Here is a 14,930-nt window from a genome sequence, read left to right on the forward strand (position 1 = left end):
GATGCGGCGCATCGTTAAGCTGTCCCAGCAAGACCGAACGAGAAAAAAGAGGCCCTCTCATCGTCATCTTGGATGACAGATGGGAGGGCCTCTTCATTTATTGCCTACCAGTTGTTCCCTGATACTCTCGTTACGGTGAAGTTCGGGCTTGCGGCTTCGCCGTAGATCGCGGAGATACCTGGATTGTTGACCTTCACGTTCGTGAAGCTTGCGCCGCCGTAAGCAGGGCCTTGGCCTTGCTCAGCACGTAACACAAGCTTGATGCCGTAGCGGGTCGGGTTGTTGATGTTGACGTTCTCGACGCGGATATTTTGCATCACCATATTGTTAGGCGTCATGGACTGGAACATAAGGCCGAAGTAGACCGGATTGTTGATGTCTACATTTTTGATCAGAATGTTCTTGATTGCCCGGTCTCCACCGTAGATCCAGATCGCGCCAAAGTTCTGATAATCGTTAATTTTGTCATCGGCGCCAACGCTGGTCCAGAAGTCTCCGCCGGTGCGATCCAGAGTTGCTCCGTCAATAACGGTGTCTTGATCACCAAAGCCAAGTGTATTGTAGCCAAAGCTGTAGCTGCTGATTGTGATGCCTGGATAAGTCAGAGTATCAGCACCATACAGGTTTTGGAATAGGTTATTCGATCCACCGTATACGGCAAAAGCAGCTGCACGTCTGACGTTAGTTGCTGTCAGGTTGGTGTATTTGTTGCCTACATTGTAGGAACCGCCTGCATCGGCAGCGCTGAACAAGGCGAAGGAGTCATCCCCCGTTCCACGAGCATAGTTGTTGTCGATGACATTGTTGGAGGAACCATTCGTCATGTTAATACCGTCTGCGAATGTGTTCTTGATCCGGTTGTTCTTGAACGTATTGTTGGAGGAGTTCACGCCCCAGTAGAGGCAGATGAAATGCTCGACCCAAATGTTCTGAACCGTTACGTTCTGCATGCCGTTACCGTCAATGAATTTACCCGGTCCGTCAGTCCGGTAAATGTAGTTGCCCCATGCGGAGAGGTCACGGATGGTCGAGCCGTTTGCCGCCGAGCCGATGTTGAAGCCCACATCTGTATTCGATTGGTCTTGAGGAGCGACCAGCTTCGTATACCAAGGACCAGCGCCTACAATTTCCGTTGCACGTCCGTAGAGGAAGATCTTACTGTTAATCGTCCAATTGCCGGCAGGGATGTAGATGCCTTTTTTCGTAGTATCCTGTCTAAATTCGTTCAAAGCCTGCTCGATCGATTTGGAAGAGGATACTTCGACGTATTTGCTAGGGTCCGGGTTCGCTTGCGCCGGTGCGACATTTTCCGTCTCGATCATGTCAACATAGATCCAAGGTACATCTCCTGCATCCTTCTGAATCTTAATCTTTGTTCCAACGGGATACACTTGATCCAGCATAAGCTGCGAATCTTCGTAGAGCCAGTAAGCAGTGAGGCCTGCGCCAGATGCATTGTCATAGCCAAGACGGCCAAGCGTACTTGGTGTTGCGTACAGGTAAGAGAACTTGGAAGAGACGTTAAACTTCCCTTTGCTTACCCCATTTGCATAGACACTTACTGTACCAGTTGTATTCTCAGCAACAGCGTTGCGGAGGACAAAAGCATTCGCCGGGGACGTGAGTGTAAACTCGACATATTCACCTGTTGCATCAAGCTGAACAGCGGAACGTCCGGAAGCTTCACCGGCAAAATCACCTGGCTTGAAGTTAGGAGCTAATTTCGTACCGTTGGTTGTATTCGAAGTCGACTCTGCTTCCATAATCGTAAACGGCATATTTGCGCCGCGGCCCGAGTACAGGCTTACTGCGTTGGTGTTATTGGTCTGCTTCGTGCTGACTTCACTGCCGTCAGCCGCAACCGTAGTCGTTACCGAGTAACTGCCGTTAACAGCTGTCCAAGTGCCCATTGTAACGTTGACCGATTGGCCTGCAGCAAGGGAGCCATTATAAGTACCGTTCCACGACTGAACAGTTGCTCCGGCTGCATTTTTCAGTGTAACGGTAATGGCATGAGCGCCGCTGGCTGAAGCGATGTTGCCTTGGTTTTTCAGATTCGTTGTAAAAGTAACCGAATTACCTGCGCTTGGATTGCTTGGATTCCAGGTCGTCGAGACGATCAGGTCCGAGCTTTGTACAGCTGCTACCGTAAAACCAGCCGAGTTGCTGTAGCTGTTGTTGTTATTATTTTGCTCAATCACCGTGTTGCTCTCGTCGACTTTGGCGCTGACCGGATAGCTGCCTGCATTTCTTGCTCCGGCATTCACCGATACAGTAGCTATTGCATTAGAGGCGAGTGCAGCAACAGGAGCAGATCCAACAAGCTCGCTGCCCAGATAGAAGTTAACCGAAGAGGCTGGGGAGCCGGCATTGCCGATATTTTTCACCGTTGCACTGAGGGTAATGGCATCCGTTTCAACCGGAGCGGAAGGCGTCCAGGTCATGCCTGTGATTGTCAGATCCGGGTTAGCAGCTGGTGTACCATAAATCTCGAATTCTGCCACCTGACCAGCTGGTGCTCCAGAGTTGGCCGAAATATTTAATTGAACCTTGCTAGCAGTAGCAGTGACCGGAATGGTTACCGAGTTGCCGGAAGTTGGGTTGAAGGTATACGACTGTGCGGAAACCAGATTGCTCAAGGCTGTTGTGCTTTGGTTAGCACCCAGCACTTGAATCGTTTGGGTGCGCGTGCTCCATTCGGTCGCAGGATTAAGTTTCACAACGACGGAAGTAATGTCATGATTAGCACCTAGATCAATCGTTAATTGGCTAGGACTACTGCCACCTTCCCAATAAGTAGCTGTGCTGCCGTCATTGCCGTTAGCTGCTACAAAAGTAAAAGTAGAGGATGAAGCGGTAATGGTCTTGCCTAATGCTACATTTGATGAGCCTGCAGGAGGTGTAGGTGTAGGTGTAGGTGTAGGTGTAGGTGTAGGTGTAGGTGTAGGTGTAGGTATAGGTGTAGGTGTAGGAGTCGGCGTCGCTGTAGGCGTTGGTGTAGGCGTTGGTGTAGGAGTCGGTGTCGGTGTAGGCGTTGGAGTTGGAGTCGGCGTCGGAGTCGGAGTCGCCGAAGCAGCTACTGAAATTTGGTCCAGGTTAATGTTGCCGGAATCGGTTGCGTCGTATTTGTAGGCAATTGTGTTATTGCCGGCATTCAACGTCAGCGTTTCTGTCTTGGTTCCCCAAGTATCCCAGTTGGCCAGATTGTTCAATGTCGTTTGGCGGATCTTAGTACCGTTGACGTAAATGCTCAATGTGCGTGAAGCTCCTTGGGAGTTTGCATATTTGAGCGAGACATCATAGCTGCCTGCAGAAGCCACATTTGCGGTGAAGGTCGTTGCTGCACCTTGCGTCCAGTAACCGTCAACAAAACCTGTACCGGAGTAACCGGTATGGTCTGTGTTCACTTTGGCACCGCCTGATAGTGCTGCACTTTCAGCTTGGTAAGTACCGGATGGTGGTGGAGTAACAGCTGCCCCATAGATTTCGAATTCGGAAATTTGTCCAGCCTGCCAGCCAGTGTTAGCGGTGATATTCAGGCGAACATAACGTGTGCTGGCTGCCGAGAAGTTGATTGTAACCGAATTGTTATTCACCGTAGGATTAAAGACATAACTGGCTGAGCCAACGATATTAGTAAATGTCGAGCCATTGGTGCTGCCTTGTACAGAGAGGGTTTGCGTGCGGGTTTCCCAGCCAGCAGGGATCTTGATTATAACCTGATCAATACTGGTGCTGGCACCTAGATCGACTTGAACCCATTGCGGAAAGGCGTTGTTCGCACTTTCCCAATACGTAGCTTGATTGCCATCAGCCACATTGCCGGCCACGTATACATCGGCATAGCCGCTCGCTGTTACGGTCTTGCCTATAGCAAGGTTAGAACCGCCTGCCGCCGAAGAGGTAGAAGGGTAGAGCGTAAGCTGGGATAAAAGGATGACGAACGCTAATGAGAACATCACAAACGGATTGCGGTTTAACCTTTTACTTATTCCTAACATAAGAAACCTCCTAAAAAGAATGATCACACAAACAGCTAGGATTATGCCGTTTGTGATGATTCTTGCTTCGAAAGCATTAGCTAGTCGAATATGTTGCGAGCTTAAAAATTAATGCGCTTACATTTTGGCGCAAAGCTACATTCAACCACCTCCTAAAAAGAATTGCGCAGTAAAGGGACTAACTTATGACATTGGGTAATTCTTGCTTCGTAGCATTAAACATGGGGAAACAAAAAACCAATACCGAAAGCTCCTATTGGTTCGCGGTATTGGCCATATCGAGGTCTGTTCATGAGGTTATTGTCCGAACTATGAGCTTAGCATAATGCACTTGCCGATTAAGCTGAAGATGTATTCCTACGATGAACATGTGTGATTCTATGTATCATTTCTAAACAAAAACCGGCAGCCACTTAGAGTGGCCGCCGGTCTTCTTGGATCATATCTTACATATCCTGTTCCTTCAAATAGCTGAGCGCAGAGCGCATCTTTTCGATATAAGCTTCTTCGCCGCCGGTACACATGAACTGTACATGGCCGCTGCCGCGCCCAGCTCCGATCCCGTAACGGTTCAGCATGGCGGATAAACGACGGATGGTTCCCATATTGCCGTTCACAATCTGAATATGCGGCGGCAAGACCTCTTGCAGAATAGACGTATAGAACGGGAAATGCGTGCAGCCAAGCACGACTATGCCGTAATCCTCAAGATCATAAGGAGCCAGCTTGGCCAGGAAATAATCGCGAAGGACATTCGTATCGAATTGAAGCGACTCGCAATATTGGACAAGCTCAGGCATCGGCAAGGAGTCAACAATGCCTTCTTCATCGACGCGGGAGACAAGTGCGTAATATTTTGGCATCCGAAGGGTAAGGGGAGTTGCCCAGACAAGAACCTTTTTCCCTGTTGCCCGGTTCATCTCCACAGCCGGCTTAACGGCTGGTTCCATCCCTATGATCGGAAAAGAATACCGCTCACGCAGCTCATTAATCGCAATGCTGGTCGCTGTATTACAGGCCACAACAAGCGCATCAATGCCTTGCTCTACCATCTGTTCAACGGTCTGAAGCACGAAGGAGCGTACTTCCTCTTCTGACTTCGTGCCATATGGGACATGCTTCGTGTCAGCCATATAGAGATAATTCTCGGCGGGAAGGCGCTTCAGCGCTTCTGCCAGTACTGTAAGTCCTCCGAGTCCGGAGTCGAAAATACCGATCATCATAGATTATGAGTTCCTATCGTATGGTATTGATTACACTCAGCATAACGCGAGAAAGGCGTTAGGGCAAGACTACGATAGGATTATTTGATCTCTGATTAGCCTGTGATCACTCTCTCAATTGGATAGCGGTACTTCGACATCGTTTGTTGTCCGCCGATGATATAGAGGAAGGAGGTTAGTCCAATTCTTCCGATGAACATCAGCAGCATGAGAATACATTTGGCAAATATGCTTAAGTCCGGTGTAATGCCTGTCGACAGGCCCACTGTACCAAAAGCAGAGCATACCTCCAGAATGATCGCAACGAGCTGATGCTGCTTATCAGAGAAGCTGATTGCGATGACGGATAAGCTGCACATGACAATAGCCAGCATCGATATCGCGAGCGACTTCAGAACATCGTCTGGATGAAGCTCCCGCTTGAATACCTTGTAATCCCGCCGACCTCTGGCAAAGTGGTACACAAACAGCATGTTCAGTACAAAGGTCGTTGTTCGGATCCCCCCGCCAACCGAGTTAGGAGAACCCCCGATAAACATATACACGCACATGAGAAGGAGAGTTGGCAACGTCAGGTGGGTAATATCCATCGTCGTAAGTCCTGCGCTGCGGGTAGTCGCGGCCTGGAAAAAGGCATAAAAGAAGCTTTCATGCCAGGACAGGCCTTTGAAATAATGCTGTGATTCGAAGAGCAGGATCAGAATGGTACCAATTCCAAGCAAAATGAAGTAAGTGGATGTCGCCAGCTTTGTAAATAAGGAGAAACGGAAGGGATAGTTCAGATCGAGCTTTTTCCGGGACAGGAACGCCTTCACTTCAATTAACACCGGGAATCCAATCGCGCCAAAAACAATAAGTAATATCGTGACCAGCTGCACGAAATAATCATCCTTGAACGGAATCAGTGACTGGCCAGTAATGTCCATTCCGGCATTGGTCGTTGCACTAACGGATGCAAACAGGCCTTGCAGAAAAGCTTCCTGCCATGTCGGAAAGTAGCGGAGGAAACGCAGACCAAATATGATCGCCCCCACCAACTCGGTCAATAGAGTAATCCGCAGAATCTCCTTCACCAGCTGGACAAGCCCGGACAATGCAAATTGATTATTGTCGACCATGATGAGGCGGCGTTCGCGCAGGCCGATTTTTCGTCCAATGAGCAGCCAGAAGAATGTACTCATCGCCATAATGCCGATGCCGCCGAATTGCAGAACGATCATAATAACGAAATATCCGAACACGCTATATGTTTCTGCTACGTTAAATACACTTAGTCCAGTATCGCTTACGACACTGACAGCCGTGAAGATGGTGTCAAAGAAGGATACTTTCATTCCCGGCTTCCGTACGGCAGGAAGGCTGAATAGCAGGATAGATAACAGCACGGCCACAATGTAATAACCAGAAATGACTTGTGCGGGTGAACGTTTGCTCACCCAGTTCCGAAATGTTCTCCACATGAATGATTAATCCTCTCCGATGTTTCTTTTCAGATAGCCATAATATGGTTAGATCGGAGCGGAAATATGCGGAAAGCTGCATTTACAAACTCTTCACCAAATTTTAAAATTCCCTTTATAAAGCCCCCCTACAATAAAAACTTGAATACAAGTCGTATACGAGCAAAACACATCCAGTACACAACCAATTTGTAGGGGGAAACAATAACAATGAAATTATCCAAAGCTTACGCAGTAACTGCAATCGCAGCATCTCTGGTACTTGGTGCAGTAGCTGCACCAGCAGCAAGCTTCGCAGCACCTGTTGCTGCATCCCAGAAGAAAGTGCAAGCCGTATTCACACAAGCAAGCGTTGAACGTACTGCAGACGGCAAATTGAAAATTAACTGGAACTCTAATGTGGATCTTGGCGCTGCGAAAATCCTGTACAGCACTTCCCCTGATAATATCGTGAAAAACGGCAAGCAGCTGAAACGCATCAACGCCAGCTATAACGGTTATGTAACATCCGATCCGAAGCCAGGCTCCCGCTTGTATTTCTACATTAAGACAAGCAGCGGCGCGACAATTACGGTTGCTGAACGCAAAGTAAACCTGCAAGGCGCATTCAACTTCCGAGACCTGGGCGGTTACAAAACAACTGATGGCAAGACCGTAAAATGGGGCAAGCTGTTCCGTGGCGAAGAGCTTGGACATTTGACAGATGCTGATATTAAGATTGTTCAGTCCATGGGTATCAAATCAAACGTTGACTACCGTACCGATGCAGAAGTTAACGCTATGCCAGATCCGATTATCCCAGGTATCACAAATATCCGTACCGATGCAGGTAATGCTGGTTCGACAGCAGACCTGAACTCCATGATTGCTTCCGGTATGATGAAAGATGAAGCAAGTGCAGTTGCCATGATGGCAGGCTTCAACAAGCAAATGGTTGACAGCCCGAAATTCTATGTTCAACTGATGGAATTGCTTAACGATCCGAACAACATCGGTTTGCTGCAGCACTGTACAGCTGGTAAAGACCGAACAGGCCTTGGTTCCGCAATCATCCTCCTGGCACTTGGTGTAGATGAGAAAACAGTGATGGACGACTACCTTCTGAGCAACGTTTACCGTGCAGAAGCTAACAAAAAAGCGGTTGATGCTGTCAGAGCTCAGGTGAAAGATGAGAACGTTGTTGCAGCTATCTCAGCAATGATGGGTGTTCAGAAGGAATTCCTGCAAGCGGCAATCGATGAAATGAAAAATAAATACGGCTCGATCGATGCTTTCCTTGAAAAAGGTCTTGGCATCACGAAGCAAGAGCGTGCGAAGCTGAAAGCCATGTACACAGAGTAAGATTTCATGCAGAGTCCGTTGACCATTTGGTCACGGGCTCTTTTTTATTTGGAGTTTCTTCATGGTGAGTGGAAGGAGGGTTATAATAAGGTTAAATATGAAAATGGATTGGAGACCAAGATGACGGATAACAAATCGCAAATAGGCTGGAACTTTGAGAACAGCTACGCTGGCCTGCCGGACTTATTGTTTACCAAGCAAAATCCTATTCCTGTACGTGCTCCGCGATTAATCAAGTTAAATGAATCACTTGCTGCTGGACTTGGACTAAATGCTGATGCACTGCGAGGCAGTGATGGTGTAGATGTATTTGCGGGTAATCAGATTCCAGAGGGATCAGAGCCGCTTGCACAAGCGTATGCCGGACATCAATTCTCTTATTTCAACAAGCTGGGTGATGGCCGGGCAGTGCTGCTTGGCGAGCAGATTACACCGCACGGAGTGAGAGTGGATGTTCAGCTTAAGGGTTCAGGCCGGACGCCTTATTCCCGCGGTGGAGACGGCCGGGCGGCGCTTGGACCAATGCTGCGCGAATATATCATCAGTGAGGCGATGCATGCGCTTGGTATTCCGACCACACGCAGCCTTGCTGTTGTAACAACAGGTGAAGAGATTGTGAGGGAAAGCTTGCTGCAGGGTGCTATATTAACTCGAATTGCGGCAAGTCATATCCGTGTCGGAACCTTCCAATATGCCGCTCAATGGGGAACGCTCGAGGAGCTTCGTGCACTGGCGGATTATACGATTAAGAGACATTATCCGGATATGGAGGATGGGGACAACCGTTATGTCAGCTTCCTGAAGGAAGTAATCAAGCGGCAAGCCTCACTTATTGCAAAATGGCAGCTGGTTGGTTTTATCCATGGTGTTATGAATACCGATAATATGGCGATCAGCGGAGAATCGATTGATTATGGACCATGTGCATTTATGGATACATATGATCCGGCTACGGTCTTCAGTTCGATTGACAGGGAAGGCCGTTATGCTTACGGCAATCAGCCGTATATCGGTTCATGGAACTTAGCCAGATTAGCTGAAGCTCTGTTACCGCTGTTTGATGAAGATGAGGAAGGGGCAATTGAGCTTGCCCAAGATGCGTTATCTGATTTTAGCGAACTGTTTCATGAACATTGGCTGCAAGGGATGAGAGCGAAGCTTGGGATTTTCAATGATGAGCCTGAGGATGAAGCTCTGATTGAAGCTTTTCTACTGCTTATGCAGAGCAACAAGGCCGATTACACAAATACGTTTCGTGCTTTATCGCTGGATAAGCCGGAAGATACGGCACTACATGGGATAACGGAGTTTGCTGAGTGGCAGAAGCAGTGGCAGGCAAGGCTGGATAGACAAGAGGAGTCGAAAGAGGATTCTTTGAGACTGATGAGAAGCAGCAATCCGGCTGTTATTCCGCGTAATCACAGGGTAGAAGCAGCGCTGGAAGCGGCAGAGCAAGGGGATTTATGCGTCATGAACAGTCTGCTGGAGGCACTTAGCAATCCGTATGCTTACTCGGAAGAACAGGCGGAATATACTCTGCTGCCGGATGAATCCCCACGTCCTTATCGGACGTTCTGCGGAACATAATTTGAGGGAGATTAACGCCATGAAATATGATCTAGGTCGATGCTTACTGCAGGAACAGCTAGAAGAGCGGGGAATGAGCAGAGAGGCGCTGGCAGGGGCTTTGTTTTATAAACCGGAGCGGCTTGCGGATTATATCGATAATAAGCGGTTAATGCCGTTAAAGACGGCAATCTCGATCGCTGATACCGTAGGTTGTACGGTTAATGATTTATATGAGCTTATTCCCGTAGAGAGAAGTAACTGAAGGAGCTATAGGGTGAATAGGGAAAGGACGGGGCATCCCGTCCTTTTTGTTACCACATTGGAATGTTTAAATTCTTTAAAGCGATAAAACGTAAAGAAAATCATTCCGATTGGCGATAAAAACTTCCGCTTAAACGCGGTCGCTCATCTTCGAAGTACTCCGATAGGAGTTTTTCTCATTTATTAATGAGGTAAACGATTGCCTTCCAAGTGTGCTTTTAGATTCTCAAGCGACATCGTATAGCCTTGTTTGACTGGTTCGGCCTGCTCTGCATTCTCATAACCGGACTCCGCCATTGTGACCTGTGTTCCACCATTGCTTTCATGGAGGCGGAAGGTAGTAGTGACCGGAACATCGTTTGCACCTGTGTAGTCCCACCGAAGGGCAAAGCGATGTGGAGGCTCGAATGCCGTTATCTCAGCTCGCAGAGTAGTCACTTCTGTACCGGAGTGATACTTGCCAGGCGAGTGATGGAATAGAGCTGATGCTCCTTCCTTGTGCTCAGTAATCTCCCACGGGGAGCCGGGTGAATACCACTGTGATAAGGCTTCAGCCTCTGTGACTGCTTGCCAGACTGCATCAATGGGCCGATCAATATCTATAGAGCATTCAACTATTAAGGATTGAAGCTGCTGCAAGGCGTCCTGATATTTCGGATACCAGCGTTCCCAATGCTCGCGGCGTGCGGCAAGAGGTTGTCCATTGTCCAGCAAGGATTGAATGACATCAAGGCAGACATGCCAGCCTGCGAGATCCTTTGGCGTATGCTCGGAAGGATTAAGGATACTCTCGATTAATTGAAGCGTACAGATGCCATCATTTTCATGGAGCTCGAACCTTACAGCCATGTCTTCACCCCAAGTGAAGGCGAGCACGGATAATGGCTCATAGGCAGTAATTCTCATCGTCTCATAAGAACCGTCACCCATGTTGAAGCTTAGGTGTCCGCCCTCCCGCAGATCCTCTACCCGAAGCTCGGAGAACCATTTTGGCAGTTTTTCGTTATCGGTAAAATAAGACCATACCTCTTCCTTCGGATGTCTCAGCTTGCGCTCGAACACCACTGTATAACCAGAGCCTTCTCTTCGAATGGTTGCCAGCATACGGACTAATCCCCTTTGTAAGGAAGTAACATCAAGGAAAGTGTACCAAATGGCGGCATGGGAATAAAGAGAGTGATTGATTGACACGGTAATTGGCTTGGCGTATAAGGAGAGTACATAGGACAATGAATTAGAGGAGGCAAATAAAAGATGCTGATCGACCTTACCCATACGATTGTAAACGGGCTGCCGCCATTCCCGGGAGATGCCGAGACGGAGCTCGTGCAATCGAGATTTTTTCAGGCGGATGGTTACAATAATCACCAGTTGAATATCAACATGCATGCGGGAACTCATATGGATGGGCCTATGCATTTAACGGACTGTTACGAGTATTTGAATGAGGTTCCTCTTGAGTCATTCATCGGCGAAGGATGTCTGTTAGATGTAAGAGGACAGGATGTTATTGATTATAAAGACGAGTATGAGCAGCATATCGGAGAGCATCAGATTATCGTGGTGTATACGGGGCATAGTCACAGATTTGGTGAACCCGGCTATTTTACAGATTATCCGGTTCTTACACCAGCGTTTGCCGATCTGCTCGTTCGGAAAAAAACGAAGATGGTTGCTCTGGATACACCGTCACCGGATCGGGACCCCTATGAAGTACATACTCGTTTATTCGAAAATCGTATTCTTATTGCTGAGAATTTGATGAATGTAGACAAGCTTTTGGACGTACAAGCATTCGAAATCATTGCACTGCCCCTGAAAATCCGAGCCGATTCATCGATTGCACGTATCGTTGCGCGAGTCCTGTAGCGAGAATCACTGTGGGACAAATGTTCGGCGTACAAATGACCGATGCCATATACCCAAGCCATCCGTGTCCCAGCTTCTTATAATAAATAAGCGGTTATGCAGGATTGGGAAAGGAGATCGGTATGAAATTATATGGCCGGAGCAAGAGAGAGTCGGTTCCATTGCTGCTATATATGTCTCAGAAGCAGTCAGGTTTTTTGTCCCCCCCAACAAACAACATAGATCAGCCAAAGAAGAAAAGGAAGAAACCATACAGCAGCGAGAAAAAGCAGAAATCGATCGTTAACAATACCAATACAAACACCATTACCAACACCAACACTAACACTAACACCAACACCAATAGTCGAGTCAGACTGGAATACCGAACAAGGCTAAAGCCTCATAAACGGGATGGTATGAAGGAGCTGGAGGATTTCGTAGAAGAGGTTGAGGTTGAGCTTGAGCCTGATCAGCTGGATGTTAATCTGATCTATGTTACCTCACAAGAGGAAAGTCTGATTACCGTCATTGACGGAGAGACGGAAGTCGTTATTCGGACGATCCCTTTATCTCCGGCTGGTTCATCCACACGAGGCATTACCCATAATCCGATAACGAATCGTATTTATGCGATTAACAGCGTCACCCATAATGTCTCGGTTATTGATGGTACGACAGGTAACGTCCTTACAGTCGTCCCGGTCAACCCTTTTCCATGCCATGCGGCGGTGAATATGGTCACTAATCATGTCTATATCACCAGTCTTCTTCTGAATACAGTAGATGTCTTGGATGGGGATACGAACACCATCATCCGGTCGGTAGGGGTGGGTAATATTCCTTCGGGTATTTCCGTCAATCCGGTTACGAATCGTATATATGTCGCCAACGGCGATCCAGATAACGACGTATCGATTATTGATGGTTTGACTCATACAAGGATATTCCCGGATATTCCGGCGGGCCAAGATCCCGGTTTGCTTGCCATTCATACGGCTGCAAATCTGATTTATGTTCCGAACTTCAAGAGTAATAGCGTCTCTGTGATGAATGGAGCAACCAATTCCTTAGTGACGACCATTACGGAAGGCATCGGGGTTAATCCTTATGCAGCAGCGGTTAATCCGTTGACGAATCTCGTCTATGTATCGAACTTCGGCAGCGATTCTTTATCCGTTATTGATGCCGCTGCGAATACAGTGGCAGCGACGATCCCAGTTGGCAGCCATCCAAGAGCAGTTGCTGTTCATCCAAGAACAAACCGGATTTATGCTGCTCTGGGCAGCGAAGTTGCCATTATTGACGGCAAGACAAACCAAGTGGTGAACCGCTTAAAGGTGGCTGTTAACCCGAGTGGTATTACGATACAGGATTAGCATATTGAATTAAAAAATACAACGACATAATAATCCCGATTTAGAACCTTGATAAATCAAGGTTCTTTTTCATTTGTACGTATTTTCTTGTCATTTATTTTTTGATGTAAAAATCCCTTAAGCTAGCGCTAGCGACAAGAAAATCACATTATTATGTGTTGTATGAGCAATATTTGAGCGAGTTAAACTGAGAAAATAAAATGAAGACAGACAAGACTTTATTAAGCTATTCCAGCTAATAGCTTGTCAATATTTAATTATTAATGGCATATTCACGAGGTGGTATACTGAAAAAAGGGTATAGCAAATAACCGTCCCTTCAGGCACAGGAAGATATTTCATATGTTGCTATAGCCTGCTACTTAATCTAAACGGAACGATTCTTTCTTAGTCAAAATGGCAAAGATCCAGTGGATGAGTTTATTTACACAAGCGATTACGGCTACCCTGAACAGCTTTCCTTCAGCCCGTTTTTTATCGTAGAAAGCTCTTAATTTTTTGTTTCGGTTACTACGAATGCCACATCGCACAGCTTGAAATAGAGCTGAGCGAAGCCTCCTTGAGCCGTGTTTCGTGATTCTATTTTGGGTTGATACAAATTTGCCTGAAGAGAAAACACTTGGATCGACACCAGCGAAAGCTACCAACTTCTTAGCGTGTTCAAACCGATCGATCTCTCCGATCTCTGCTAAGATTGTTGCAGCAATCTTAGTACCAATGCCGGGTATTGATTGGATTAATTCATATTCGAGCAATTCTTCAGCCAGGGCATCGACCGATTTTACGAGGTCAGCTAGATGCTCCTGGTACTGAAGAAGCAATTTAATGAGCAACTGAATGGAAACTAAATGGCTTGGGAAAACCGTCTCTTTGAATGGATTTCGCCTTGCTGCAGCCATTAGAATTTGAGCACGTTCTAGACACCATAAAGCGGATCGACCGCGTCCGGTAAGGCTTTGGATTGCTGCTGTAATTTCGTTCTCGGTCATTTCTAGCACATCTTTGGATGTTGAATACTTGGCCAGAAGTTTAAGGGAAACCTTTGAATACAGGTCACCAAACACACCACGGTATTCGGGAAAAACTTGATCGAGTATAGCCTGGAATTGCAATTTCACTTGGACATACATACCTGTTAAAGAGTCGTATTGCCGCGTGAGATAGCGCAAATTCATGAGATGCTGGCCACGCTTTTTGATGGGCTCAAACTCTTCTTTATAAAATAGCATCCCGAGTTGAAAGGCATCAGCAGCATCCGTCTTTACCCGCCTCAAATTGGTTTTTTTGGCTTCGAATGAGATTAACGGATTAATGACGATGGTTATATACTGGTGCTCATCCAGAAACTGAACAACAGGGCTATGATAATGTCCTGTAGCCTCCATAACAACGGAGGGACGTATTCCCGCAGCAGACTCTACGTCTCTGATGTAGTCAAGAAAGGATGCTAAACCCTCAAGATTATGCTGGAACTTAAAGACCTTGCCGTAAGGTAATCCACGTTTTAAAAAGGCTTGTGCATGACTCTCTCCCTTAGAAATATCCACACCAATGACTGGATTCATTTCATCACTCCTAGAGTAAATTCGCCGGCAACCCCTAACCTTCTTGTTGTCCACACTATCGCATGTGATACGGGATCAATGTCCCAACCAGCCTAAACATGGTTTAACAAGTAGGGGGGACGAACAGAATAGCTTACGGGATCCGAGTCCCACGGGCAGTTACGTTCGATCCCCGGCTACTGCAATCTTACGACTCTACAAAAAAGAGGTCGACCAGAAAGATCTGGTGACCTCATAATACGAACGGGCAGTTTAGTTTAAAGGGGCTGTCTCAAAAGAGTTT

Annotated in this window: 10 protein-coding genes; 5 read left to right on the forward strand and 5 right to left on the reverse strand. The window is 47.2% G+C overall.

Annotation, left to right across the window (positions count from 1 at the left end; genetic code table 11):
- Positions 1-104 precede the first annotated feature (104 nt).
- The 3 genes from FHS17_RS11675 to FHS17_RS11685 form a co-directional block, all read right to left on the reverse strand.
- Positions 105-4,001: a galactose-binding domain-containing protein gene (locus FHS17_RS11675; RefSeq protein ID WP_167278573.1), complete on the reverse strand. Its 3,897-nt coding sequence runs from the start codon at positions 3,999-4,001 to the stop codon at positions 105-107.
- Between the two features lie 446 nt (positions 4,002-4,447).
- Positions 4,448-5,224 (reverse strand): glutamate racemase, encoded by a 777-nt coding sequence (gene murI / locus FHS17_RS11680; protein ID WP_167278574.1) that lies wholly within the window; start codon positions 5,222-5,224, stop codon positions 4,448-4,450.
- Positions 5,225-5,319: 95 nt separating this feature from the next.
- Entirely contained in the window at positions 5,320-6,684 is a 1,365-nt protein-coding gene (locus FHS17_RS11685; protein WP_167278575.1) for a TrkH family potassium uptake protein, read from the reverse strand.
- Between the two features lie 210 nt (positions 6,685-6,894).
- Here FHS17_RS11685 and FHS17_RS11690 point away from each other — a divergent pair, with 210 nt between their 5' ends.
- From FHS17_RS11690 to FHS17_RS11700, 3 genes are all read left to right on the forward strand, one after another.
- Entirely contained in the window at positions 6,895-8,025 is a 1,131-nt protein-coding gene (locus FHS17_RS11690; protein WP_167278576.1) for a tyrosine-protein phosphatase, read from the forward strand.
- Between the two features lie 120 nt (positions 8,026-8,145).
- A complete protein-coding gene (locus FHS17_RS11695; protein WP_167278577.1) occupies positions 8,146-9,612 on the forward strand; it encodes a protein adenylyltransferase SelO in 1,467 nt (488 codons plus the stop codon).
- 19 nt (positions 9,613-9,631) lie between these two features.
- A complete protein-coding gene (locus tag FHS17_RS11700; RefSeq protein ID WP_167278578.1) occupies positions 9,632-9,856 on the forward strand; it encodes a helix-turn-helix domain-containing protein in 225 nt (74 codons plus the stop codon).
- Between the two features lie 182 nt (positions 9,857-10,038).
- Here the strand turns inward: FHS17_RS11700 and FHS17_RS31090 are convergent, their stop codons facing one another.
- The gene (locus FHS17_RS31090) at positions 10,039-10,959 is read right to left on the reverse strand and encodes an SRPBCC domain-containing protein (protein WP_167278579.1); all 921 of its coding nucleotides are present in this window, start codon (positions 10,957-10,959) and stop codon (positions 10,039-10,041) included.
- Between the two features lie 150 nt (positions 10,960-11,109).
- Between FHS17_RS31090 and FHS17_RS11710 the strand changes: the two genes are divergently transcribed.
- Together FHS17_RS11710 and FHS17_RS11715 are read left to right on the forward strand one after the other, a co-directional pair.
- The gene (locus FHS17_RS11710) at positions 11,110-11,724 is read left to right on the forward strand and encodes a cyclase family protein (RefSeq protein ID WP_167278580.1); all 615 of its coding nucleotides are present in this window, start codon (positions 11,110-11,112) and stop codon (positions 11,722-11,724) included.
- Between the two features lie 122 nt (positions 11,725-11,846).
- A complete protein-coding gene (locus FHS17_RS11715; RefSeq protein WP_167278581.1) occupies positions 11,847-13,082 on the forward strand; it encodes a YncE family protein in 1,236 nt (411 codons plus the stop codon).
- Positions 13,083-13,444: 362 nt separating this feature from the next.
- Here FHS17_RS11715 and FHS17_RS11720 read toward each other — a convergent pair whose 3' ends face one another.
- Entirely contained in the window at positions 13,445-14,647 is a 1,203-nt protein-coding gene (locus FHS17_RS11720; protein WP_167278582.1) for an IS110 family RNA-guided transposase, read from the reverse strand.
- Between the last annotated feature and the right edge of the window lie 283 nt (positions 14,648-14,930).

Origin of the sequence: Paenibacillus lupini (assembly GCF_011761355.1) — a bacterium.
Lineage (GTDB): Bacteria > Bacillota > Bacilli > Paenibacillales > Paenibacillaceae > Pristimantibacillus > Pristimantibacillus lupini.

Bases quoted from the DNA above. Each gene is read 5' to 3' on its own strand.
- FHS17_RS11675 (WP_167278573.1), bottom strand. From the start codon at position 4,001: ATGTTAGGAATAAGTAAAAGGTTAAACCGCAATCCGTTTGTGATGTTC.
- murI (WP_167278574.1), bottom strand. From the start codon at position 5,224: ATGATGATCGGTATTTTCGACTCCGGACTCGGAGGACTTACAGTACTG.
- FHS17_RS11685 (WP_167278575.1), bottom strand. From the start codon at position 6,684: ATGTGGAGAACATTTCGGAACTGGGTGAGCAAACGTTCACCCGCACAA.
- FHS17_RS11690 (WP_167278576.1), top strand. From the start codon at position 6,895: ATGAAATTATCCAAAGCTTACGCAGTAACTGCAATCGCAGCATCTCTG.
- FHS17_RS11695 (WP_167278577.1), top strand. From the start codon at position 8,146: ATGACGGATAACAAATCGCAAATAGGCTGGAACTTTGAGAACAGCTAC.
- FHS17_RS11700 (WP_167278578.1), top strand. From the start codon at position 9,632: ATGAAATATGATCTAGGTCGATGCTTACTGCAGGAACAGCTAGAAGAG.
- FHS17_RS31090 (WP_167278579.1), bottom strand. From the start codon at position 10,959: ATGCTGGCAACCATTCGAAGAGAAGGCTCTGGTTATACAGTGGTGTTC.
- FHS17_RS11710 (WP_167278580.1), top strand. From the start codon at position 11,110: ATGCTGATCGACCTTACCCATACGATTGTAAACGGGCTGCCGCCATTC.
- FHS17_RS11715 (WP_167278581.1), top strand. From the start codon at position 11,847: ATGAAATTATATGGCCGGAGCAAGAGAGAGTCGGTTCCATTGCTGCTA.
- FHS17_RS11720 (WP_167278582.1), bottom strand. From the start codon at position 14,647: ATGAATCCAGTCATTGGTGTGGATATTTCTAAGGGAGAGAGTCATGCA.